A 21,691-nucleotide genomic window follows, 5' to 3' on the forward strand; every position below is an offset into this window, starting at 1 on the left:
AAATAGGACGTATTATTGATACAATAATAGTAAAAGGATGGACAACATATGATTACGTTTGAAAAAGTAACTGTAGATAATGAAAGCGTTGTTAAAGAAATGTTTCGCTCGCATAATGTAAGTGAGAAACAGGTGCAGTATTGCGTAAAAGTTGATGATACATATATTGGTGTAATAGATTACAGTGTTCAAGAAGAGAGTGTAGTTTTATCTCAATTAATAATTCATTTTGATTATCAAAGTTACGGATATGGAACAAATACGTATTTTACATTTGAAGAGATGATGAAACAAAGAGGTGTGAAAGAGATAAAAGTGTTACAAAAGGAATTAACAGAACAAGCAAAAACTTTCATAGAGAGCTTTGGCTTTAATGAAGAAGATGGAACATACGTGAAGAAAATATAACGATGATTAGTAATGTGCTAAAATAAATATAAGGCAGGTGGATACATGATAATGACTTCTGGTCTGGTATTAATTGGAGGATGTTTTATTTTGGCAGAACTAAGCCATAAGTTCATTCGGAAAAGAGCTAGTAAGAAAAGAAAGCCGTACGAATTACAATATGTACCTGTGTTTTTTATTTTGTTTTGCATGCTTGTTACATTACAAAATATTACTAATTTCCCGCCACTTTTGAACATTTTTTTAAAGTTCGGTTTGTTATACAGCGGTGTTGGAATGGGTCTTTTATTTATTTTATTTTGCATACGTTATATTCACTATCAATCGTATATATTTATTTTAAATTGGTTAAAGCAAGATGATAGAAACCGCCTTACATAAGGTGGTTTTTTATTTGTAATTGTAACGGAACTTGTACATTTCACATAAAATAGGACGAGTAGCAATGTAAACCCAATTACACGAAAGAAAGGAACGAGACAGTGATATGAAACTTGTAATAGACGCAGGTCACGGTGGATATGATTCTGGTGCTGTTGGTAATGGTTTAGTAGAAAAAAACTTAACACTTCGAATAGCGAGACGTGTGCGAGACATTCTATCTGCAAACTACCCAATTACTATTAAAATGACACGTGATAGTGATGTATTTATCTCTTTATCAGAACGTGCTAATATCGCTAATTCTTTTGGAGCAGATTACTTTATCTCATTTCATATAAATAGTGGCGGTGGAACTGGATTTGAAAGTTATATTTATAATGGGTTATCTAACAGTAGCTCCGCATATGCAAAGCAACAAAAAATTCATGCAGCAGTCAATCCTGTATTAACAAAATACGGCCTTCGTGACCGAGGGGCAAAAAAAGCAAATTATGCAGTACTAAGAGAGACTGCAATGGATGCAATTTTAACTGAGACTGCTTTTATTGATACAACGTTTGATGCAAATTTATTGAAAAATCCACAATTTATTGAAGATCTATGTCAAGCATATGCAAACGGAATAGCAGCTATTTTTGGAGTAGCTCCGAATCCGAATCCTCCAAATCCACAACCTCCAAACCCTCAGCCAACACCACAAACGAAGGGAGTTGCTTATATACTTGGGAAAAATGTAAATTTAAGAAGTGGCCCATCAACATCTTCTTCAGTAATTCGCCAATTAAACTCTCCAGAATCGTATGTCGTATATCAAGAAAGTAACGGATGGTTAGACTTAGGTAACGGACAGTGGGTGTATTATGACCCGTCTTACATTAATTTTGTAAAGACGAGCAATAGTGATGGTAGCGCAATCGGTGTCGCATATATACAAGGAACGAATGTGAATTTAAGAAGTGGTCCATCAACATCTTCTTCAGTAATTCGTAAATTAAATAAACCAGAATCTTATTTAGTATTTATTAATCAAAACAGTTGGTTGAACCTTGGTGGAAATCAGTGGGTGTATAATGATCCATCATATATTAAATATAATCAATATTAGGAAATAAATTTATAATGTAATATGAATGCGTATCTATATATAACATAGATACGCATTTTAAGAACGGCCATTATTTACATACTTATACAGATAGTTTCAAAAAGAAACATTTGAATAACGGATAGAATCTAAATAGTATATATTAAAAAAGTTCTCTGATATACATTGACAATGTATGTAATATACATTAACCTTTAATTGTTAATGATAATCGATTTCATCTAGGGAGGACATATGGTACATACTAAAAAAATGTTTATGTTCTGCATTATGATACTTATGGTTATAATCGCAGGGTGTAGTAAAGAAGAAAAAAAAGAAAATGATCCATCAGCTAAAGCGAAAGATTCTTATACTGTAAAGCATGCAATGGGGGAAACAACAGTAAATGGTACACCTAAAAAAGTTGTTGTTTTAACAAATGAAGGTGCAGAGGCTCTTCTAGCTGTGGGAGTAACGCCAGTTGGAACTACGAAACCGCGTGCGGGTGATGAATGGTACCCTCATTTAGCGAAAGAGTTAAAAGATACGAAGGTTGTAGGAACTGAGTGTGATATTAATTTAGAGGCAGTAATGAAGCTTAAGCCGGATTTAATTATCGGGAATAAAATGCGTCATGAAAAAATATATGAACAATTGAAAGAAATCGCGCCAACTGTATACGCGGAAACATTGCGTGGAGATTGGAAGGAAAACTTTACGCTCTATACAAAGGCTGTAAATAAAGAAAAAGAAGGGCAAAATGCTCTTAATGATTATAAAAAGCGTATTGCAGGAATAAAAGAACAATTAGGTGATAAAATTAACTCTAAAGTTTCAATTATTCGCTTCGTCCCAGGTGATGTTCGTATTTATCAAAAAAATTCATTCTCAGGCGTTGTATTAAATGATATTGGATTTAAACGACCACCACTACAAGATAAAGATGAATTTGCGATAAAAGGAATTACAAAAGAACAAATTCCAAATATGGACGGGGACTACTTATTCTATTTCACATCTGATAAAGATGCGGATAAGAATAATGAAGGAAACACGTTAGCGAAAGAATGGACAGAAGATCCGCTCTTTAAGCAGTTACAGGCTTCTAAAGATAATAAAGTATTCGAAGTAGATGAAGTGATTTGGAATACAGCAGGTGGTATTGTAGCTGCAAACCTTATGTTAGATGATATTGAAAAATATTTTTTAAAGTAAATGAATGGTCGAGTACATCACCTTAAATGGGTGATGTACTTTTTTATTTGTAAAAATACAGAAAATTCCTTCTTTTGAGTGTGGATAAGTTGTACAATTAAACCAATTATGGAATAAAGGAGTGGGAATGAATGAAAGCTACTCATAAAGATTGGATTTTGTTTAACGGAAGAATTGTAAATACGAAGGAAGAACAGCCGATGATTCCATTAGAGGAGAGAGGCTTTCAATTTGGTGATGGTATATACGAGGTATTCAGACTATATGATGGGAAGCCACATTTATTAGATCTACATTTGGAACGATTCTTTAATTCTATGGAAGAAATAAAACTAATTCCACCTTTTGCTAAGGAGGAGTTAGTGGAAGAGTTGCATCAAATGATTGAAAAAAATCAATTTCAAGAAGATGGGAATGTATATTTGCAAATATCAAGAGGTGCTCAAGCACGTAATCATGTATATGAGTCAAATATGCAACCAACATATTTTGCAAATATTGTTTCGTTTCCAAGACCAATTGCTGCTATGGAACTGGGAATAAAAGTTACGGTAGAAGAGGATATACGGTGGAAGTTTTGTCATATAAAATCTTTAAATCTGCTACCTAATATTATGATTAAAAATAAAATAAACGAACAAGGCTATCAAGAAGCGATATTAGTACGAGATGGAATTGTAACTGAAGGGTGTCATTCAAATTTCTTTATGGTGAAGAATAATAAATTGATTACACATCCGGCTGACAACTTCATTCTACACGGCATTACACGTCACTTCGTTATTACATTAGCGAAAGAGTTACATATTGAAGTAGAAGAACGAGAATTTTCACTACAAGAAGTATATGAGGCTGATGAGTGCTTCTTTACAGCGACACCACTTGAAATATTCCCAGTCGTTCAAATAGGTGATGAACAGTTTAGAACCGGCGAAAGAGGACCAATTACAAAGAAACTCCAAGTTGCATATGAAGAAAGTATTCGTTTGTTTAAAGTTACGAACTAATATTGAAGAAAAAAGCTGGTATTCCTCCAGCTTTTTTTCATGATATAATTCAAACATAGGACAAGATTTGAAAACGTTGTAAAAAGGGGATTTAATGTATGAATTATGAAGATTTTAAAGAAGTAATTCACGGTAGACGAAGTGTTAGGAAGTTCACAGAACAAGAAGTATCCATTAGTGACATAAAAGAAATTATTGATTGTGCTCGTTATGCACCGAGTGATACGAACTCACAAACTTGGGAGTTCTTGGTCATTATGAACCGAGAGAAAATTAAAGAAATTGAGCAAATGACTTGGGATGCATTACATAAACTTGCGGCAAAAGCGGCAGAAAACGGAGAAGAGAAAGCAGGGAAATTACTTACCCGTTCATTTGGACCATATGCAACAGCTTTCTCAGAGGCACCTGTATTAATCGTGTGTTTGGCAACACCATATGAATCAAAATTTCGCGAAAAGATATTTGATCCAATTGCTTTTGTTCCAGATTCAGTTTGGGAAGAAGAAGGAATTAAGAGTAGCTGTTTAGCGGCACAAAACTTAATGTTGGCTGCACATGCGAAAGGGCTGGGTACTTGTCCAATGACAGGACCGGTATTGTTAGCTCAAGATGAACTACGCCAATATTTACAAATTGAGTCTGAAAAACAAATAAATATGGTTATTTCACTCGGTTTTCCGAAAGATAAGCCGAAGAAACTTGCAAGAAAAGAAGTAGATGAGATTACAACATTTGTTTTTTAAAGCTTAAAATAAAAAGACATTGAATGAACAATGTCTTTTTATTTTGGACAGGTATGTAATTAATTTGTTGGGCTAAAATGATAGATAAGAGGGAATTACTATTTATTTCATAAAAAAAATTAATGTTCTATTAAGGAAAGTATGATACATTAATCGTGAGCAAGATTCTATTTGTTCATGAAAGTGTTGAAAATAGTCTTAAAATTTAAAAGGTATTTTTGTATAATAAATTATAATGAAATGACAGGGGGGATGAATTTTGAAAAAATTCATAATCACTGGATTGTCTGTATTGTTATTAGTTGGTTGCGGTGCTCCACAAGAAAAGGAGGATGCGCAATCAAAGCAGGAAGAACGAGTTGTAAATGCAAGTAATGAGAATATAGTAGTATTCCCTGGAGGTGCAGTACCAGTTGGTGAAGGAAAAGTAAAAGTTATTACACCAGATGGTACTTCTGAAAACGGCAATATACCAACTGTATTCATCAAAAAGGATACTTTAATTCAACATGTTGAATTAGAGCTTTCTAATTTTCAAAATGATAAAGAAACATTTATATTTGTAGATCAAGTATATGCAGATAAACATCAAGTCACTAGTACAACACAGACAACAGTACAATTAAAAGAAAAGACACTTGAGACAGGTAGTCATACGATTACTGCAGTTCAGTATGAAAACAATGATCCAAAAGGAAAGGTTATTAGTTTAAATCAAGCAACATTCGAAACAAAACCAGCGTCATAAGAAGAATAAAAAGTACATTACTCAAAAAGTAGTGTGCTTTTTTGTTTATACTAGAGGATGTAACAGTGAATAACTTGTTTCGTTTTCTAATACGATTAAGTAGGAAGAAATCACTTGTTTCTACTATGATAGAGAAAGAGGCTGAAGATGTGAATCGGTGTATTCGTATCGTCTTGATTATTTTAACGATGTCAGTCATTTTGTTTATGATCCAAGAGGTGACTCAAATTACGCTCAATTAACAAATTCATGATTTGTTAATAGGAGCTATTTGTTTTACCATTGTTTATCTATCATATGATAAACTCAGATTAAGGTAAGTTTTACATGAAAAATGTAGGTATTTCATTTGAAATGTCGAATAGTACATACGATGTCGTAATAACAAATTTTCTATTGTTTACTGTGAAACAGAAGAAGGGGAGATAGTAGTTATGAAACGAGCTCTTATTAATATCGATTATACATATGATTTTGTAGCTGAAAAAGGTGCTTTAACTTGCGGGAAACCAGGTCAAGAAATTGAGAAGGAACTTGTACATATAACGAAGCAATATATTAAAAATGGAGATTATGTAGTGTTTGCAATCGACAAACATGAAGAAAATGATGAATATCATCCAGAAGTAAAGTTGTTCCCTCCTCATAATATAGCAGGTACAAATGGAAGAGACTTATTCGGTGAATTACAAGATGTATACGAAAAATATAAAAATGATGCGAATGTATATTATATGGATAAAACGCGATACAGTGCATTTGCTGGAACAGATCTAGAGATGAAGTTGAGAGAACGAGGAATAGAAGAAGTTCATCTTGTAGGGGTGTGCACTGATATTTGTGTTCTTCATACAGCAGTAGATGCTTATAATAAAGGATTTAAAATTGTTGTATATGAAAAGGCAGTTGCATCTTTTAATGCGCAAGGACATGAATATGCACTTGGACATTTTAAGTCATGCTTACATGCAGAAGTGAAGTGAAAAAAAGAGGCCTTTGAAAAGGCCTCTTTTTACGTTTAAATTGAGACGACATTTTGCTCAATTAGTTTTTTTATGAACGGGCTAATGTTTTCTGGTAGCCCATTTAAATCAAAAAATTGTACATGTAATGATTCAACTCCGTCAGCTTTTAACGTACCACCTGTAATATCTTTGCAAAGATATGCGATTGTTATAGGGTAAAATTCATCTCCGTTCGGTAATTTCACAAAAAATTCTTTTCCGGAAAATACGCTTATTAACTGTAAAGAGCCTATTTCAATCCCTGTTTCTTCAAGCACTTCCCGTCTTCCGGCTTCTTCCGTTGATTCACCAAGTTCAACAAATCCACCGGGAGCACCCTAATCACCATTTCACCTTTGTTGTAGTAATATTTGTCCTTGTTCATTGAAAACAGCTACAGCAACGCCAGCTAGATTGAGTGGTCTTGATCCAATAACTTCTCTTAGTTCTTCGATATAGCCCATTGTTAGTTAACCCCCGCGAGTCAAAATATTTAAAAATGAACTATTCGGTATTGTATTAATATTTTCCTTTTTTTTGAGATATGTAGCGCAGTCATAAAATAAAGTCGTTTATAAAAAAATTCTAATGTAATCTCCCTTTAGATAATGAAAAAGGGTATATTTATAGAAGAAAGTGTAACAAGTTTTAAGGAAATCAAAAGGTATGACAATAAATTAGTTTTTCATGAAATTTTCATTAGTTAAGGGTGTGGATGGATGAGTTTATTAACGTATACTGAAGAATTTTTTAATTATGTACGTGATTTTTTACTTTTAAGATTTTTACTATTTGCATTAGTTTTAATCATTATCTCTTTTGTAATCAACCGTATTATTGATTGGTTTTTTAGGAAATCAAGCTTTTTTGATGAAGAGGTAGAGCAAACGATTCAAAGTGTGATTCGATCTATTTTTAGATATATCATTATCATCAGTCTAATCATATATTTAATTAGCCAATTTGTAGATATAAAAAGTATCATTGCAGGTGCAGGGATAGCGGGTGTTGTTATCGGTTTTGCTGCACAACAGATGTTAAAAGATGTTATATTAGGCTTTGCGAGATTAGCGGACAAAGAGTTTCGTGTTGGCGATTTTGTTACTTTTAACGGCACAAATTCAGGAACGATTGAGGAAATTAGTATTCGTTTTATGCAAATTCGTGAATGGTCAGGAAAACTTCTTACGATACCACACGGAGAGATTAGGACGATACAAAATTTTAATAAAGGATGGATGCGCGTAATTGAACGGATTACGGTAAGTTATCAGGAAGATCCTACAAGAGTTAAGGAATTGTTAGAAGAAGTTTGTGTTAATTGTAATGAAAAATTGGCTTCGAGTCTTTATAAAGTAGAGGATGAAGCTGTTGAACCGTTTAAATATGTTGGTGTCACAGATTTAAACCCGAATCTTAAATATGTTGGATATGAATTTTGTATTACAGGTTTAATAAAGCCAGAAGATTATTTTGAAATTTCTAGACAAGTAAGATTTGAATTAATGTCTATGTTCCATAAGAATCAAGTGCAAATGCCATCAGCAAATATGTTCATTACTACTGAAAGTATACAGCATGCCCATGGTGGACAATCTTTATCGGACAGCTAAAATAGAATAGTTTGTTAACAAAAATCTAGCTTCCAACATTGGATAGAAAAACAATAATAAAATGATTAATATAAAGAAAGAACTGAAGGAATTCAGTTCTTTCTTATTTGTAGAATTTTGAAATTTCTTAATGTTATAATGATAGATGGTGATGAAAATGAACTTTGAAGAAAAAGAGATGCATCGTTTAGAAGCATTAAAAGCAATTGCAGAATTATTAAATGAAGCAACAGACTTACAAGTCATGTTAGAAAAAGTGTTACATACATTGTTACAAGTTATGAATTTACAAACAGGGTGGATCTTTTTTATTGATGAAAGTGGAAAGCACCGTATGCTTGTAGATGAAAACTTACCGCCAGCTCTTACGTGGCAAGAGAAGAAGCCGATGTGTGAAGGAGACTGTTGGTGTGTAGAGCGTTTTGTGAATGGCAGATTGGAAAAAGCGACAAATATTATTGAATGTAAGCGAATAGAGGATGCGATTGAATGTAATTGGGGAGAGACCGAAGATGTTACGCATCATGCGACAATTCCCCTTAGGTCTGGATCGGAGAAGTTTGGTCTATTAAATGTGGCCTCGCCTCAAAAAACACATTTTTCAGAGGAAGAATTAGCATTACTAGAATCAATTGCATTTCAAATAGGAACGACAATACAACGTATTCAGTTAGTGGAGAAAGAACGTAAATATGTAGTGGTAGCTGAAAGAAATCGACTTGCACGTGATTTACATGATTCAGTAAAACAATTGTTATTTTCTATTATGCTGACAGCAAAAGGTACTTTAAATATGACGCAAGATAGAGACTTGCAGGAGATGTTGAGCTATATTGGAGAATTATCACAGGAAGCATTACAAGAAATGACACTTTTAATTTGGCAATTAAGACCGGAAGGATTAGAGAAAGGTTTAGCAGAAGCAATTAAAAATTACGGAAAGTTGTTAGGGATCCACGTGGAAGTTCGAATTGATGGTATGGTTTCAATTGGAGATGAAATAGAAGAAGTTTTATGGCGTATTAGTCAAGAAGCAATACATAATTGTAAAAAACATGCTTCATGTGAAAAGGTAAATGTTCTATTAAAAATAGAAAATAACCAGTTGTATTTTTACATAGAGGATAACGGAATAGGATTTATACAAGATCACGTAAGAGAGTCAGCACTCGGTTTAAAAAGTATGAAGGAACGTATTCAGTTAATGAGGGGATCATTTCAAATAAAAACTGAGCTGAAAAAGGGTACAAAAATTGAAATTCAATTGCCGGTTTAAAGGGGAGAAGAAGATTGAAGATTAAATTACTACTAGTTGAGGATCATCATATCGTTCGAAGAGGACTTGTATTCTTTTTAAAAACGAGAGAAGAATTTGAAATAGTTGGGGAAGCAGAAAATGGTGAAGAGGCATTAACATTCATTCAAACGGAAAGACCAGATGTAGTATTAATGGATCTATCAATGCCGAAGATGGATGGTATAGAAGCAACAAAACGGATAAAACAATATGATGAAACAATAAAGATACTTATATTAAGCAGTTTTTCAGAGCAAGATTATGTTTTACCGGCATTGGAAGCTGGAGCAGATGGTTATCAATTAAAAGAAGTACAACCAGAGCAACTTGTTGCTTCTATCATTGCAGTACATGAAGGAAATGCGAATTTTCATCCGAAAGTAACACCAGCACTATTCGGACGGTCAGCAGTCAAGAAAGAAAAAGAAAACCCTTTTTCCATGTTAACGAAAAGAGAGCAAGAAGTACTTCGTGAAATTGCGAAAGGGCGAAGTAATAAAGAAATTGCAGCAGAGCTTCACATTACAGAACAGACTGTGAAAACACACGTTTCAAATGTTTTAGCTAAATTGGAAGTAGATGATCGTACGCAAGCTGCATTATATGCGGTGAAGCACGGGGGAAATAATAAGTATGAATAATTATGTCCCTTGTTACGACAGAATACATAGGAGTATTTAAAATTTATCCCGCTAATTGCGGGCTTATAATTAGTGGGAGATGTACAATACTCTCACTAATTAAAGTTTCAATTTATAGTAGTGCTAAATAAAGGTTTTTCTTCTTTCTATAATTAGGTACAATAAAACTACGATGGAAGGGGAAGATATGCTATGCCAGGTACAAGAAGTGGGATTGGAAAGATTCAGGCTTCGTTAAACGGTTTATCACCGAAATTGCGAAGTATTGCCGAACATATATTGAAACATCCACAAGATGTTGTACATAAATCTATTACAGAATTAGCTGAAGTTACGAATAGTTCTGAAGCTACGATATTCCGCTTATGTAAGCACCTCGGTTTTCAAGGGTTTCAAGATTTAAAGATTACATTAGCTCGTGAAATTGTACATACTCCGATGCAAAATATTCATGAAGAAGTATCGGCAGAAGATAGTATGGTAACTGTTGCTAAAAAAGTTTTTCATTCGCATATTACAGGACTGCAAGATACATTGCATTTGTTAAATGATACAGCGCTAGAGCAAGCCGTAAAGGTATTGCAAGATGCAAGTCGTATTGAGTTTTATGGAAATGGTGGTTCTGGTATTATTGCGATGGATGCATATCATAAATTTATGAGAACGGGTATTTCTTGTATTGCTCATACAGATTCACATTTTCAAATTATGGGTGCGGGTTTACTTACTAAAGAAGCAGTGGTCATTGCAATTTCTCATTCTGGTAGCAATAAAGGGTTACTGGAAGCGTTAGAAGTAGCAAAAGCAAGAGGAGCTCACATTATTGCAATTACGAGCTATCAGAAATCGGCATTAAGTCAACTTGCTGATATTACTTTGTATACTTCAACACGTGAGACAGAATTCCGTACAGAAGCAAGTTCATCAAGATTAGCACAGTTAAGTTTGTTAGATACTTTATACGTTGGGTTATCGTTACAACGCCAAGAAGAGACGCTGCAAAATTTACAAAGTATACGTGAAACAATTTCGATGAAACGAATATAAAAAGTCCTTCAGTTGAAGGGCTTTTTATATTGGTCAATAGTTTTTTGTGAAAATTTGATGATTATAATTTCCTGTTTTAAAAAATCTTTATTAATTGAGTTTTTTACTCTCGCGTAGAGTTCTAATAAACTATACATAGATGCAATTTCGGTTTTCCCTTCAAATAAACATTTGGTTAATAATTCAAATATTGTTCAATATTTAACAATAGGCTTTTAAAATTACATGTTATGATGAACGTGTAATGATGATTGAACATTTAAATTTGGCATAATAATTAGCCAAACCAGTGAAGACAGAAGTTGTGAGATGAACTCATTAAAATTCTAAAACACTAAAGGGGAGATCACATATGAAAGCAGTAGTGGTAAATAAAAATAGTAAAGCAAACATTGAAGTTATTGAAAAGAAATTACGTCCGTTACACTCAGGTGAAGCGCTAGTAGATGTAGAGTATTGTGGGGTTTGTCATACTGATTTACACGTTGCAAATCATGATTTTGGAAACACAGATGGCCGTATTCTTGGTCATGAGGGTGTAGGTATTGTTACGAAAATTGCTGATGATGTAACTTCACTAAAGGTAGGTGACCGTGTAAGTATTGCATGGATGTTCCAATCTTGTGGACGTTGTGAATATTGCGTAACAGGTAGAGAAACATTTTGCCGTGAAGTTAAGAATGCTGGTTATTCAGTAGATGGTGGTATGGCAGAACAATGTATTGTTACAGCTGATTATGCGGTGAAAGTACCAGAAGGATTAGATCCTGCTCAAGCATCATCAATTACATGTGCGGGCGTAACTACATATAAAGCAATAAAAGTATCAGACATTAAACCTGGTCAACCTATCGTCATCTATGGTTGTGGTGGATTAGGTAACCTAGCTATCCAATATGCTAAAAACGTATTTGGTGCAAAGGTAATTGCAGTAGATATTAATGACGATAAATTAGCGTTAGCAAAAGAGGTTGGTGCGGATATGACTATCAATCCAATTTCTCAAGGCCCTGCTGATAAGATTGTTCAAGATGAGTTTGGTGGTGCTTATGCTGCTGTAGTAACAGCCGTTTCTAAAGTAGCATTCAACTCAGCAGTTGATGCAGTACGTGCTTGTGGTAAAGTCGTTGCAGTAGGTTTACCAGTAGAAACTATGGATTTAAACATTCCGCGACTTGTACTAGATGGAATTGAAGTAGTTGGTTCTCTAGTCGGTACTCGTAAAGACTTAGAAGAGGCATTCATGTTCGGTGCAGAAGGAAAAGTAGTGCCGGTTGTTCAAACTTGTTCTCTAGATAAAGTACAAAATGTATTCGAAGAAATGGAACAAGGTAGAATTCAAGGACGTATGGTAATCGATTTTAAACAGCATAATTGTGATTGCAAATAATTCACTTTAAATATAAAAAGCATGAGTCTAGCTAAAGACATGTAAAAAAGTTAGACAGCAGAAAGAAGATGATCCCTCGTATTCAACAGGAATCATCTTCTTTTCATTCCACTACCATCAATGTCGACTAATGAGAAAGGATTAAAGGTTCACTTTATCTACAAACGAAAAAGAATCTTTACTTTTAACAAATTTTTTATGATTTGGAACGGTTTGAATTGCTACAACTTGCGAATCTCTTGCTTTCAGTGCATCCTGAATCCCGATTGTCATAAGCTTAATAAATAGAATCGTAATAAAGAATGAAGCGAGAGTATAAAAAATAATCCACCATGAAAGATTCATTTCATTACGATTTAATCCAATAAGGCCTGCCCAATCATTAGATAGAGAAACGGGTTTGAGCACTCCGTCATAGAGTTCACGCATTTGTATCCCACCAATTACAATATCAAGCAACGCTAAATGGATAACGAGTATGAGAGTTTGGACGATATGTTCCATAAATAACACAAATAAGCGGTCAAGTAATAAGACTCGTAAGTGTTTTTTGATAATATGAAAACGGCTAGCACCCAGTAATTGTGAACTTAAAATATAATCTTGTTTCATAAATTCATCAACCTCTGAGGATATATATAAAGAAAGTGTAGGCAGAGCGACGAAAATAAGTACGAGTACTTGATAAAACGCAAATGAAATATTTGGATCTAATCTATCAGCATTTGATATGATTACAATATTAACGGGCGTGATGAGTATAAATGCGATAAATAAAGTAGGAATATAGTAAAAAACTTCTGAGCATGCCTGGAAAAATCTCTTGAATTTTGGAACATATAAACTTAAGAGGATTCCTATACATGTTCCGAATAAAATTCGAAAGAAGCTAATTGCCACAGCTAATAAGATAGTGAATTTTGCTCCTTCTATAATTTGTAAGAAAACAGACTCTCCAAAACGATCAGATCCAAAAGGTGGTATTAACGATGGCGGAAAGGGGGCCTTTCCAAGTAATTCGTTATTGTCATTGTAAAGTAACTGAGGAGGTTTTGGGATGTTATCTTTAAAGAACCAACTATAAATAAAACTAGCTGAAACAAGTATGAATAAATAAGTAAAGCCGATTAAAAAGCGTTTTGATTTCCAAATAGATTTCATAAAGCTGCTCCTTTCAATTGCTTTTGCCATCTATTCATCATGAAAGAGATTATTTGAAAAATGGCATAAAACGGTAAGATAATCATGACAAGTATGATAAATGCAGCTGGAGGTGAAATAAACGCCTTTTTAAATAAAAATTGAATAATGCCTTGCATATTAAAAACAAATTCTAAAATGAATAAGTTAGACAGTAAGAAAACAAAAATCGTTTTTAAATGGTGGAAGAAGTGGATAGATATATTTTTGAATAAATGAATACAAAGTATATAACTTGATGAAAGGCCTTTGCCATATGCAACCTCTACGTAATGTTTTCCATGTTCTTCTTTTATGTATAACACCATCATTCGAAACATTTGTAATGTAGGTAAAACAGATAAAGATAAAATAGGGAGTAAATAAGCTCGATTTTCATTAAAAGAAATAATGGTGAAAGGAGCTTCCCCGAATTTCTGAAGTACCCATATGAAAAATATTTGCAAACAAATCATCATCATCATATCAGGGACAGCTTCTAATATGAACACAATTCGGTTTATCCATTTTTTTATATAATCTTTTGCCAAAAAATAAAAAAATGCCATGCTAGATGATAAAAAGAGCGCAAGCAAAAAGGCTAAAAATAATATAGTAAATGAATATAGATAAGGTTCTAAAACAGTTGGAAATAATGGTGTTGTTTTTAAATGACCAAACTTTGGGTCTGATCCTATAACCAACAATGATTCAGGTGAGAAAACCAGTTTTAACATAGTAACGATCTGGTTAAAAAAATAAATTGGTTGAAAGGTGAATCCTTGTTGAGTGATAAATAAATAAGGTAAATTTAATAATAGTAACAGTGATAAAAGAATGGATGAAAGCTTAATTGTGAATTGAGATATTTTATGTAACATTAAATCCCTCCGACATCTTTTTACAACATTATACAATAAAGTCTGAAATATTGTTTTATTTTTCTGAAAAATAAAAATAATATTAGATTTTATAGTAAGGAACCTATAATTACAAGTTAATAAAGTGATAGTAGGATCCGCACTCAAAGACTATTAAGATAAAAGGACAAGTGAACTTCATACAATAAAAATGAGCAAAGTGCACAAAATTTCCATTGCGGAGGTAGTTGCTGTACAACTCCTTTTTCATGCAAATGAGTAGAACGTAAGGAAGGACTATGTATGTGTTGTTAATGAAAGAAAAAGAGAGTGTGTTGCGTAACGAATATTTCGCAACTTTACCACGGGGAAAATCTAAATTTAGTATGTAAGTGAAATGGAATGAGGGGGATATATTTTTTATTATGAAAAAAATTTTCTTTTTAAAACTTGATTAACGAAAAAATATTTTATATACTAATTCATGTAAACGGTTTACTAGATCGTATTTTGCTAGAAACGAAGGGAAGATTCGCATGGAAACAAGGGGGAGAGTAATCGGGATTGATATCGGTACCACAAGTACAAAAACGGTTGTGTTTACAGAAAAAGGAAAAGTCGTTGCGTCACATGCAGTTGATTATCCAATTATTCAACCAAAGGTCGGATGGGCTGAGCAAGATCCTGATGTAATATGTGCTGCTGTATATAAAACTGTAAGCGTCGCCATTGAAAAGGGTAACGTGTTACCAGAGGATATTTCTTCAATCGGTATTAGTACAGCAATGCACGCATTAATTGCAGTAGATAAAAACGGTGCACCATTAACGCGTTCTATCATTTGGGCAGATAATAGAAGTACGAAACAATCGGAAAAATTATTACAACATATGAATGGGCATGACATTTATAGACGAACAGGCACACCAATTCATCCGATGTCGCCGCTTTCTAAATTATTGTGGATGAAAGAGGAAGAGCCAGATTTATATGCGAGCGCTTATAAATTTATTTCCATTAAAGAGTATGTTATTTATCAATTGTTTTCACGTTACGTAGTGGATTATTCAATAGCATCTGCTACTGGGTTATTTAATTTAGAAACATTAAATTGGGATGAAGAAGTTTTAACGATGTTACATATGTCACCAGAACAATTATCAAAACCTGTGCCAACTACATATATTTTATCGGGTATGAAACCTGAATTAGCACAAAAGATGGGCATTCGTGAAGATACGCCAGTTGTTATTGGTGCAAGTGATGGTGTTCTTGCGAATGTAGGCGTTGGGGCAATATCACCTGGCTCAGCTGCAATTACAATTGGTACAAGTGGTGCAGTTCGAACAATTTCATCAAGTGTTAATACAGATGAAAAAGGAAGAACGTTTTGTTATGCATTAACAGACGAGCACTGGGTGATCGGCGGACCAACGAATAACGGGGGAATATTACTGAGATGGTTACGTGATGAATTTGGTAGCCCGGAACAAGAAGTTGCAAGGAAGCTTGGCATTGATCCGTATGATTTATTAATTAAGTATGCGGAAAGTGTACCAGCTGGAGCGGGTGGATTGCTATTTTTACCGTTTCTATCTGGAGAACGTGCACCTTACTGGAATGCAAATGCTCGTGGTACATTCTTTGGAATAAACCTTCAGCATAAACGAGAACATTTTATACGTGCAGTCATGGAAGGTGTTTGTATGAGCGTATATTCTGTTGCACTCGCAATCAGGGATTGTACAGGGCCACTTACTGAAATACGCGTTTCAGGAGGTTTTGCGAAATCTGCATTTTGGAGACAAATGTTATCCGATATGATGGGAAAAGAATTGCTTGTTCCTGAAAGTCATGAAGCATCTGCGCTTGGGGCAGCGGCAGTTGCTTTATATGCTGTAGGAAAAATTGATTCTCTTGAAGAGGTAAAGGGTTGGATTGATATTGTTCATCATCATGTACCGAATAAAGAAAATACGGCTATATATTTAGAAATGTTTTATATGTATGAACGACTTTACAATCGCTTGAAAGAAGAATTTGATTGTATAGCTGCTTTCCAACGTAAACAATAGGGGGATTGGGAGAAATGGTAGTTGGAATCGTACTAGCGGCAGTTGTCATACTACTTTTACTTATTACAGTAGTAAAATGGCATCCGTTTGTCGCGTTAATATTAACAGCAATTGGTGTAGGGCTAGCAATGGGAATGCCATTGATTGGAACTTCACCAAAAGATCCAGGGATTATCGATTCTATTAAACTAGGGCTTGGTAATACGTTAGGGTTTTTAGCGATAGTTTTAGCATTAGGAACGATGCTTGGAAAAATGATGGCCGAATCTGGCGGTGCTGAACGAATTGCTAACACATTAATTGATCGTTTTGGGAAGAAACGTGTTCACTGGGCAATGATGTTCGTTGCATTTTTAGTAGGGATTCCAGTGTTTTTCCAAGTTGGATTTGTACTGTTAATTCCATTAGTATTTACAATTGCGTTAGAAACAGGGGTATCACTTATTACAATCGGTATTCCACTAGTAGCAGGACTATCTGTTGTACACGGACTCGTTCCACCGCATCCAGCAGCGATGGCAGCGGTAGGTATTTTTAAAGCAGATGTAGGGAAAACAATTTTATATGCATTAATTGTCGGACTTCCAACTGCAATCATTTCAGGTCCGCTTTACGGGAAATGGATCGGTGCTCGTATACATAAAGAAGTACCATTAGATATAGCGGAGCAATTTATTGAAAGAGATAAGAAGAAGGAACTTCCTAGTTTCGGAAATACATTGTTTACTATTTTACTTCCAGTATTTCTTATGCTAGGTGCATCGATTGCGGAAGTAGGGCTAAGCAAAACAAGTCAACTTGCACAAGTATTGCACTTCATTGGAGATCCAATAGTCGCGTTATTAATTGCAACGATATATTCTTTCTTTAGTCTTGGTTATGCAAAAGGTTTCTCAAAAGATAAAGTATTACAATTTACAAACGATTGCCTTGGGCCAATTGCGAACATACTGTTAGTTATCGGTGCAGGCGGTGCGTTTAATAAAGTATTATTAGATTCTGGAATTGGAACGACAATCGCAGAAATGGCGAAAGAATCTCATATTTCACCGATATTATTAGGTTGGGGAATTGCGGCACTTATCCGAATTGCGACTGGATCTGCTACAGTTTCTATGATGACAGCAGCTGGAATTGTAGCACCGATTGCAGCAAGTACACCAGGTGTAAATGTTGAACTACTAGCACTTGCAACAGGTGCAGGGTCATTAATTTTATCACATGTAAATGATTCTGGATTTTGGATGATTAAAGAGTATTTTGGAATGACTGTGAAAGAAACATTATTAACATGGACTGCAATGGAGACGATATTATCTGTTGTAGCACTTGGACTCATTTCGTTATTAAATATATTTGTATAGAATGGGAGATTGATGAATATGAAACTAGGTTTAATTGGATTAGGAAAAATGGGATTCCCATTAGCAGAACATTTATATGAAGACAAGCATGAAGTAGTTGTATATGACGTTAATAAAGAACTTGTTGAAAAAGCAGGGGCTTTAGGGATTACTGCTCGTCATACATTAAAAGAAATGATTGCTGAACTAGAAGCTCCTCGTACAATTTGGATAATGGTACCTGCGGGAGAAGTTGTTGAATCGGTACTAAAAGATGTATATCCATTATTAGAAGAAGGCGATATCGTTATTGAAGGCGGAAATTCATTCTATAAAGATACGTTACGCCGTGCTGAAGAAGCGGAAAAATTTGGTTTACATTACGTAGATATCGGTACATCAGGCGGTGTAGAAGGAGCTAGATACGGTGCTTGCTTAATGGTTGGTGGAGAAAAAGAAATTTACGATCAATTAGAACCTTTATTTAAAGATTTAGCAGTAGAGAATGGGTATTCGTATGCTGGTCGCGTCGGAAGTGGTCATTTCTTAAAAATGGTCCATAACGGTATTGAATACGGTATGATGCAAGCAATCGCTGAAGGCTTTGAAGTGTTAGATAAAAGTGATTTTGATTTCAATTATGAAGATGTTGCAAAAGTATGGGCAAACGGATCGGTTATCCGTGGTTGGTTAATGGACTTAACTGAAAAGGCATTTGCAGATGATCCAAAACTAGATGGCATTAAAGGTGTGATGAACTCTTCAGGAGAAGGGAAATGGACTGTTGAAACGGCACTTGAACTTCAAGCGGCGGCACCGGTAATCGCGATGTCATTATTTATGCGCTACCGTTCTCAAGAAGATGATACATTCCACGGAAAAGTAGTTTCAGCTCTTCGTAATCAGTTCGGTGGACATGAAGTTGTGAAAAAATAGGAAATGATTTTCGAAAAGAAACTTGTGCAAAGGCGCAAGTTTCTTTTTTTTAGTGTAAGAAATCTCTACTTTAAAAACACCGATCAATCACTGTTTATTTGTACTGATTGTATCAAATATATAGTGAAGCATGAAAGATGTCCTAACATAAAAGTAAGAATAAATAAAATGAAGTTTTCATAAATAGTAAAAGGGTGATTATGTCATCAATGTAGCTATGAAGTGGTGTTACATATGAAAAGAGCGTGTTAATAAAATATGAGGTGGTTAAATGGGAAATGAGCAAGTGAAGAATGCAGGGGAAGAAAAAAAGTTATGTCTTTGTATGATTGTTAAGAACGAGTCTAGAATTATGGAAAGATGTTTAAATGCTACAAAATCAATTGTAGACTTTGTTTCTATTTGTGATACGGGATCAACTGATCATACACCCGAAATTATTGGAAATTGGTGTAAAGAAAATGAAATCCCAGGAACAGTTCATCATGAACCATTTAAAAACTTTGGTTATAACAGAAGTTTAGCAGTGTCATTGGCACAAAAAACATATCCAGAAGCAGATTATTTATTAATATTAGATGCAGATATGATATTAGAAGTTGATCCCGAGTTTGATAAGACTAGTTTAACGGAAGACCATTATCTTACATTGCAATATGATATTCATATTAAGTATTGGCTTACACGCCTTCTGAAAGCTTCTTTACCATGGAAGTCTGTCGGTGTTACTCATGAGTATTGGGATATAGATCGCTCCAAGGTTGGCACGGATTACAATACGAGGGTAGCTAGGTTAGAGACGCTTGTCGTTAACGATCCTGGGGATGGTGGTAGTAAGGCTGATAAATTTGAGAGAGATGAGAGGTTGTTGTTACAAGGATTGAGTGATCCAGAAACAACGCCAGATTTGCATATAAGATATTTATTTTATTTAGCCCAAACTTATTTTCATTTAAGTCAATTTGAAGATTCGATTAAATGGTACAAAAAAAGAGTGGAAGCAGGGGGATGGGTTGAAGAAGTTTTCTATTCGTTATTGCGAATAGGATTTTGTTATGAACAATTAGCAAACCGTTCAGCAAATAAGCAACTTGAAGTAACAGAAGCGGAGGAAAAAGAAAATGCTAAGATGCAAGAAGAGCGATATACAGCATTAGCTATTTTTTATTTTCAAAAAGCGTGGGAATATAGACCAACTCGGGCTGAGCCATTATACCAACTTGCAAGAATGTATCGATTAAAATCTCAAAATAATATTGCCTTGATGTATGCGTTGCAAGGGAAGGAAATTCCTTTTCCAAAAAATGATCTTCTATTTGTAGATTATCATGTGTATGATTACTTATTTGACTATGAGATTTCTATAAGTGCTTTTTATATACCACATAAAAAGCATTTAGGTGCTGTATCACAAAAAATTTTGGAATCGAAAAAAGAAGATCTACCGTTGCATATAGCAAATATGGTTGAAAGTAATGCGAAATTTTATTAAATACAATTTCGGTTAAAGGAGTAGTGGAGTAATAATGGAATTAATACGATGGGCGCTAGAATTAGGAGAATCTGTGCATGGAAATACGTATGAAGAATTGATGCCACTACTAGATTATTATTATGATCGTGATCATTTAAAAGCGTATTGTATCGCAACTCTTCTTTTAGACATGGACGTAGCAGATGAGCATCGGCAAAGAATTGAATTAAGAAGGTGCATTGCTGCTTATTATGCTGGATTATATAAAGTAGCAAAAAAACATGCAAATGAGCTTTTAATTAAATATCCGGATGTGGATTTGTATAAAAATAATTTAAGGCTAATGGAAGCTTATTTGAATAAAGAATATGATTATTGTCTTTTTATATGCCCAAAGACGTATGGTAGTTTCATAGATGTCGCGCGAGCTTTGAAATGGCGATTGGAGCAGGAGGGAAATACAGCAATCATATCAGAAACAATACTAGAAAATGTGAAAAATACAATTGTTTTTGGAGCGCATACATATGCACATAATCCGAATCTGCTTCCGAAAAATGCAATTATTTATAATTTAGAACAGCTATATGAAGGAAGCCCTTATGCGCATCCCCTATATTTAATGTTATTAAAAGATAAGGAAATTTGGGATTATAGTAAACAAAATATAGCATGGTTAAAACAAAAAGGTGTAGGAAAAAAAATAAGACATATAGGAATGAACTATGCCCCAACTCTAGAAATAAAAAAAGATGCATTTGATGAAGAGTTAACTGAAGACATTGATATACTGTTTATAGGTGCTCTTAACCCAAGGCGACAAGCTATTTTTAATCAATTAAAAGTAGTTGCCCCGAATTTAAATATTGTTTTTAAAAATAATGCGTGGGGAATAGTTAGAAATGAGTTAATTGCTAGGTCTAAAATTATATTAAATATTCATTTTTATTTATCAGGAATTCTTGAAACACCTCGAGTTTCTTATGCGGTGGCAAATAAGAAGTTTATTATTTCGGAAAATAGTAATCGAGAGGACGAGATAGAGTGGCCAGGAATTGTGTTTACTCCGTATGAAAAAATAATAGAAAACGTTATGAAATATATAGAATTACCAGAAGAACGTATTAAATTAGCAGAAAAAGCGTATAACCATTTTGAAGCAAAAAGAAGCATAGACATACTGAGCGATAAAGGGGAAGAAAAATAATTGTGAAGAACTCATACTTTCGTATGAGTT

The 21,691-nt window shown here is 34.2% G+C and carries 20 protein-coding genes and 2 pseudogenes; 19 read left to right on the forward strand and 3 right to left on the reverse strand.

Features of this window, described 5'->3' with window-relative positions; all coding sequences use genetic code 11:
* The first annotated feature begins 48 nt into the window (after window positions 1–48).
* The 9 genes and pseudogenes from QCI41_RS01280 to QCI41_RS01320 all read left to right on the forward strand — a co-directional run bounded on the left by QCI41_RS01280 (window position 49) and on the right by QCI41_RS01320 (window position 6,578).
* Entirely contained in the window at window positions 49–408 is a 360-nt protein-coding gene (locus QCI41_RS01280) for a GNAT family N-acetyltransferase (RefSeq protein WP_060488629.1), read from the forward strand.
* Window positions 409–459: 51 nt separating this feature from the next.
* The gene (locus QCI41_RS01285) at window positions 460–789 is read left to right on the forward strand and encodes a hypothetical protein (protein ID WP_353838630.1); all 330 of its coding nucleotides are present in this window, start codon (window positions 460–462) and stop codon (window positions 787–789) included.
* A 106-nt stretch (window positions 790–895) separates the two neighbouring features.
* Complete coding sequence (locus tag QCI41_RS01290) at window positions 896–1,897, forward strand: N-acetylmuramoyl-L-alanine amidase (RefSeq protein WP_353838628.1); 1,002 nt, start codon at window positions 896–898, stop codon at window positions 1,895–1,897.
* Window positions 1,898–2,131: 234 nt separating this feature from the next.
* Window positions 2,132–3,094, forward strand: a complete 963-nt coding sequence (locus QCI41_RS01295; RefSeq protein ID WP_353838627.1) for an ABC transporter substrate-binding protein — start codon at window positions 2,132–2,134, stop codon at window positions 3,092–3,094.
* Between the two features lie 131 nt (window positions 3,095–3,225).
* On the forward strand, window positions 3,226–4,101 hold the full coding sequence (gene dat / locus QCI41_RS01300; RefSeq protein WP_046955686.1) for a D-amino-acid transaminase: 876 nt from the start codon (window positions 3,226–3,228) through the stop codon (window positions 4,099–4,101).
* Window positions 4,102–4,199: 98 nt separating this feature from the next.
* Window positions 4,200–4,847: a nitroreductase family protein gene (locus QCI41_RS01305; RefSeq protein ID WP_001105295.1), complete on the forward strand. Its 648-nt coding sequence runs from the start codon at window positions 4,200–4,202 to the stop codon at window positions 4,845–4,847.
* 259 nt (window positions 4,848–5,106) lie between these two features.
* Complete coding sequence (locus tag QCI41_RS01310) at window positions 5,107–5,595, forward strand: putative periplasmic lipoprotein (RefSeq protein WP_353838626.1); 489 nt, start codon at window positions 5,107–5,109, stop codon at window positions 5,593–5,595.
* Between the two features lie 65 nt (window positions 5,596–5,660).
* Window positions 5,661–5,915, forward strand: a pseudogene (locus tag QCI41_RS01315) (hypothetical protein).
* Between the two features lie 114 nt (window positions 5,916–6,029).
* Window positions 6,030–6,578, forward strand: coding sequence for a cysteine hydrolase family protein (locus tag QCI41_RS01320; RefSeq protein WP_098709028.1), 549 nt, complete (start codon window positions 6,030–6,032; stop codon window positions 6,576–6,578).
* Between the two features lie 35 nt (window positions 6,579–6,613).
* On the opposite strand, the pseudogene QCI41_RS01325 reads toward QCI41_RS01320, so the two are convergent.
* Window positions 6,614–7,063 (reverse strand): annotated as a pseudogene (locus tag QCI41_RS01325) (NUDIX hydrolase).
* Window positions 7,064–7,318: 255 nt separating this feature from the next.
* Between QCI41_RS01325 and QCI41_RS01330 the strand changes: the two are divergent.
* The 5 genes from QCI41_RS01330 to adhP all read left to right on the forward strand — a co-directional run bounded on the left by QCI41_RS01330 (window position 7,319) and on the right by adhP (window position 12,587).
* Window positions 7,319–8,212: a mechanosensitive ion channel family protein gene (locus QCI41_RS01330; RefSeq protein ID WP_353838624.1), complete on the forward strand. Its 894-nt coding sequence runs from the start codon at window positions 7,319–7,321 to the stop codon at window positions 8,210–8,212.
* A gap of 157 nt (window positions 8,213–8,369) precedes the next feature.
* Window positions 8,370–9,488, forward strand: a complete 1,119-nt coding sequence (locus QCI41_RS01335) for a GAF domain-containing sensor histidine kinase (protein ID WP_001008446.1) — start codon at window positions 8,370–8,372, stop codon at window positions 9,486–9,488.
* A 14-nt stretch (window positions 9,489–9,502) separates the two neighbouring features.
* Entirely contained in the window at window positions 9,503–10,150 is a 648-nt protein-coding gene (gene casR / locus QCI41_RS01340) for a two-component system response regulator CasR (protein ID WP_000694651.1), read from the forward strand.
* A 192-nt stretch (window positions 10,151–10,342) separates the two neighbouring features.
* The gene (locus QCI41_RS01345; protein ID WP_001119633.1) at window positions 10,343–11,197 is read left to right on the forward strand and encodes a MurR/RpiR family transcriptional regulator; all 855 of its coding nucleotides are present in this window, start codon (window positions 10,343–10,345) and stop codon (window positions 11,195–11,197) included.
* Window positions 11,198–11,549: 352 nt separating this feature from the next.
* The gene (gene adhP, locus QCI41_RS01350) at window positions 11,550–12,587 is read left to right on the forward strand and encodes an alcohol dehydrogenase AdhP (protein WP_000649133.1); all 1,038 of its coding nucleotides are present in this window, start codon (window positions 11,550–11,552) and stop codon (window positions 12,585–12,587) included.
* 141 nt (window positions 12,588–12,728) lie between these two features.
* Here the strand turns inward: adhP and QCI41_RS01355 are convergent, their stop codons facing one another.
* Window positions 12,729–13,748 (reverse strand): ABC transporter permease, encoded by a 1,020-nt coding sequence (locus QCI41_RS01355; protein WP_116892074.1) that lies wholly within the window; start codon window positions 13,746–13,748, stop codon window positions 12,729–12,731.
* Window positions 13,745–14,647 (reverse strand): ABC transporter permease subunit, encoded by a 903-nt coding sequence (locus tag QCI41_RS01360; protein WP_060488641.1) that lies wholly within the window; start codon window positions 14,645–14,647, stop codon window positions 13,745–13,747. Before QCI41_RS01360 ends, QCI41_RS01355 begins: the two co-directional genes overlap by 4 nt.
* Before the next feature lie 515 nt (window positions 14,648–15,162).
* On the opposite strand from QCI41_RS01360, the gene gntK reads away from it, so the two are divergent.
* The 5 genes from gntK (at window position 15,163) to QCI41_RS01385 (ending at window position 21,661) form a co-directional block, all read left to right on the forward strand.
* Window positions 15,163–16,701, forward strand: coding sequence for a gluconokinase (gntK, locus tag QCI41_RS01365; protein ID WP_353838623.1), 1,539 nt, complete (start codon window positions 15,163–15,165; stop codon window positions 16,699–16,701).
* A 14-nt stretch (window positions 16,702–16,715) separates the two neighbouring features.
* Window positions 16,716–18,065, forward strand: a complete 1,350-nt coding sequence (locus QCI41_RS01370; protein WP_000260195.1) for a GntP family permease — start codon at window positions 16,716–16,718, stop codon at window positions 18,063–18,065.
* 18 nt (window positions 18,066–18,083) lie between these two features.
* Window positions 18,084–18,980: a phosphogluconate dehydrogenase (NAD(+)-dependent, decarboxylating) gene (gnd, locus tag QCI41_RS01375; protein ID WP_353838622.1), complete on the forward strand. Its 897-nt coding sequence runs from the start codon at window positions 18,084–18,086 to the stop codon at window positions 18,978–18,980.
* A gap of 271 nt (window positions 18,981–19,251) precedes the next feature.
* Entirely contained in the window at window positions 19,252–20,472 is a 1,221-nt protein-coding gene (locus QCI41_RS01380; protein ID WP_353838621.1) for a tetratricopeptide repeat-containing glycosyltransferase, read from the forward strand.
* A gap of 34 nt (window positions 20,473–20,506) precedes the next feature.
* Complete coding sequence (locus QCI41_RS01385) at window positions 20,507–21,661, forward strand: CgeB family protein (protein WP_353838620.1); 1,155 nt, start codon at window positions 20,507–20,509, stop codon at window positions 21,659–21,661.
* The last annotated feature ends 30 nt before the right edge of the window (window positions 21,662–21,691 follow it).

The sequence above is a fragment of the Bacillus cereus group sp. MG4 genome, from assembly GCF_040460055.1.
Classification (GTDB): domain Bacteria; phylum Bacillota; class Bacilli; order Bacillales; family Bacillaceae_G; genus Bacillus_A; species Bacillus_A wiedmannii.

Coding starts and splice junctions, on each gene's coding strand:
- QCI41_RS01280 (WP_060488629.1), top strand. CDS start 49: ATGATTACGTTTGAAAAAGTAACTGTAGATAATGAAAGCGTTGTTAAA.
- QCI41_RS01285 (WP_353838630.1), top strand. CDS start 460: ATGACTTCTGGTCTGGTATTAATTGGAGGATGTTTTATTTTGGCAGAA.
- QCI41_RS01290 (WP_353838628.1), top strand. CDS start 896: ATGAAACTTGTAATAGACGCAGGTCACGGTGGATATGATTCTGGTGCT.
- QCI41_RS01295 (WP_353838627.1), top strand. CDS start 2,132: ATGGTACATACTAAAAAAATGTTTATGTTCTGCATTATGATACTTATG.
- dat (WP_046955686.1), top strand. CDS start 3,226: ATGAAAGCTACTCATAAAGATTGGATTTTGTTTAACGGAAGAATTGTA.
- QCI41_RS01305 (WP_001105295.1), top strand. CDS start 4,200: ATGAATTATGAAGATTTTAAAGAAGTAATTCACGGTAGACGAAGTGTT.
- QCI41_RS01320 (WP_098709028.1), top strand. CDS start 6,030: ATGAAACGAGCTCTTATTAATATCGATTATACATATGATTTTGTAGCT.
- QCI41_RS01330 (WP_353838624.1), top strand. CDS start 7,319: ATGAGTTTATTAACGTATACTGAAGAATTTTTTAATTATGTACGTGAT.
- QCI41_RS01335 (WP_001008446.1), top strand. CDS start 8,370: ATGAACTTTGAAGAAAAAGAGATGCATCGTTTAGAAGCATTAAAAGCA.
- QCI41_RS01345 (WP_001119633.1), top strand. CDS start 10,343: ATGCCAGGTACAAGAAGTGGGATTGGAAAGATTCAGGCTTCGTTAAAC.
- adhP (WP_000649133.1), top strand. CDS start 11,550: ATGAAAGCAGTAGTGGTAAATAAAAATAGTAAAGCAAACATTGAAGTT.
- QCI41_RS01355 (WP_116892074.1), bottom strand. CDS start 13,748: ATGAAATCTATTTGGAAATCAAAACGCTTTTTAATCGGCTTTACTTAT.
- QCI41_RS01360 (WP_060488641.1), bottom strand. CDS start 14,647: ATGTTACATAAAATATCTCAATTCACAATTAAGCTTTCATCCATTCTT.
- gntK (WP_353838623.1), top strand. CDS start 15,163: ATGGAAACAAGGGGGAGAGTAATCGGGATTGATATCGGTACCACAAGT.
- QCI41_RS01370 (WP_000260195.1), top strand. CDS start 16,716: ATGGTAGTTGGAATCGTACTAGCGGCAGTTGTCATACTACTTTTACTT.
- gnd (WP_353838622.1), top strand. CDS start 18,084: ATGAAACTAGGTTTAATTGGATTAGGAAAAATGGGATTCCCATTAGCA.
- QCI41_RS01380 (WP_353838621.1), top strand. CDS start 19,252: ATGGGAAATGAGCAAGTGAAGAATGCAGGGGAAGAAAAAAAGTTATGT.
- QCI41_RS01385 (WP_353838620.1), top strand. CDS start 20,507: ATGGAATTAATACGATGGGCGCTAGAATTAGGAGAATCTGTGCATGGA.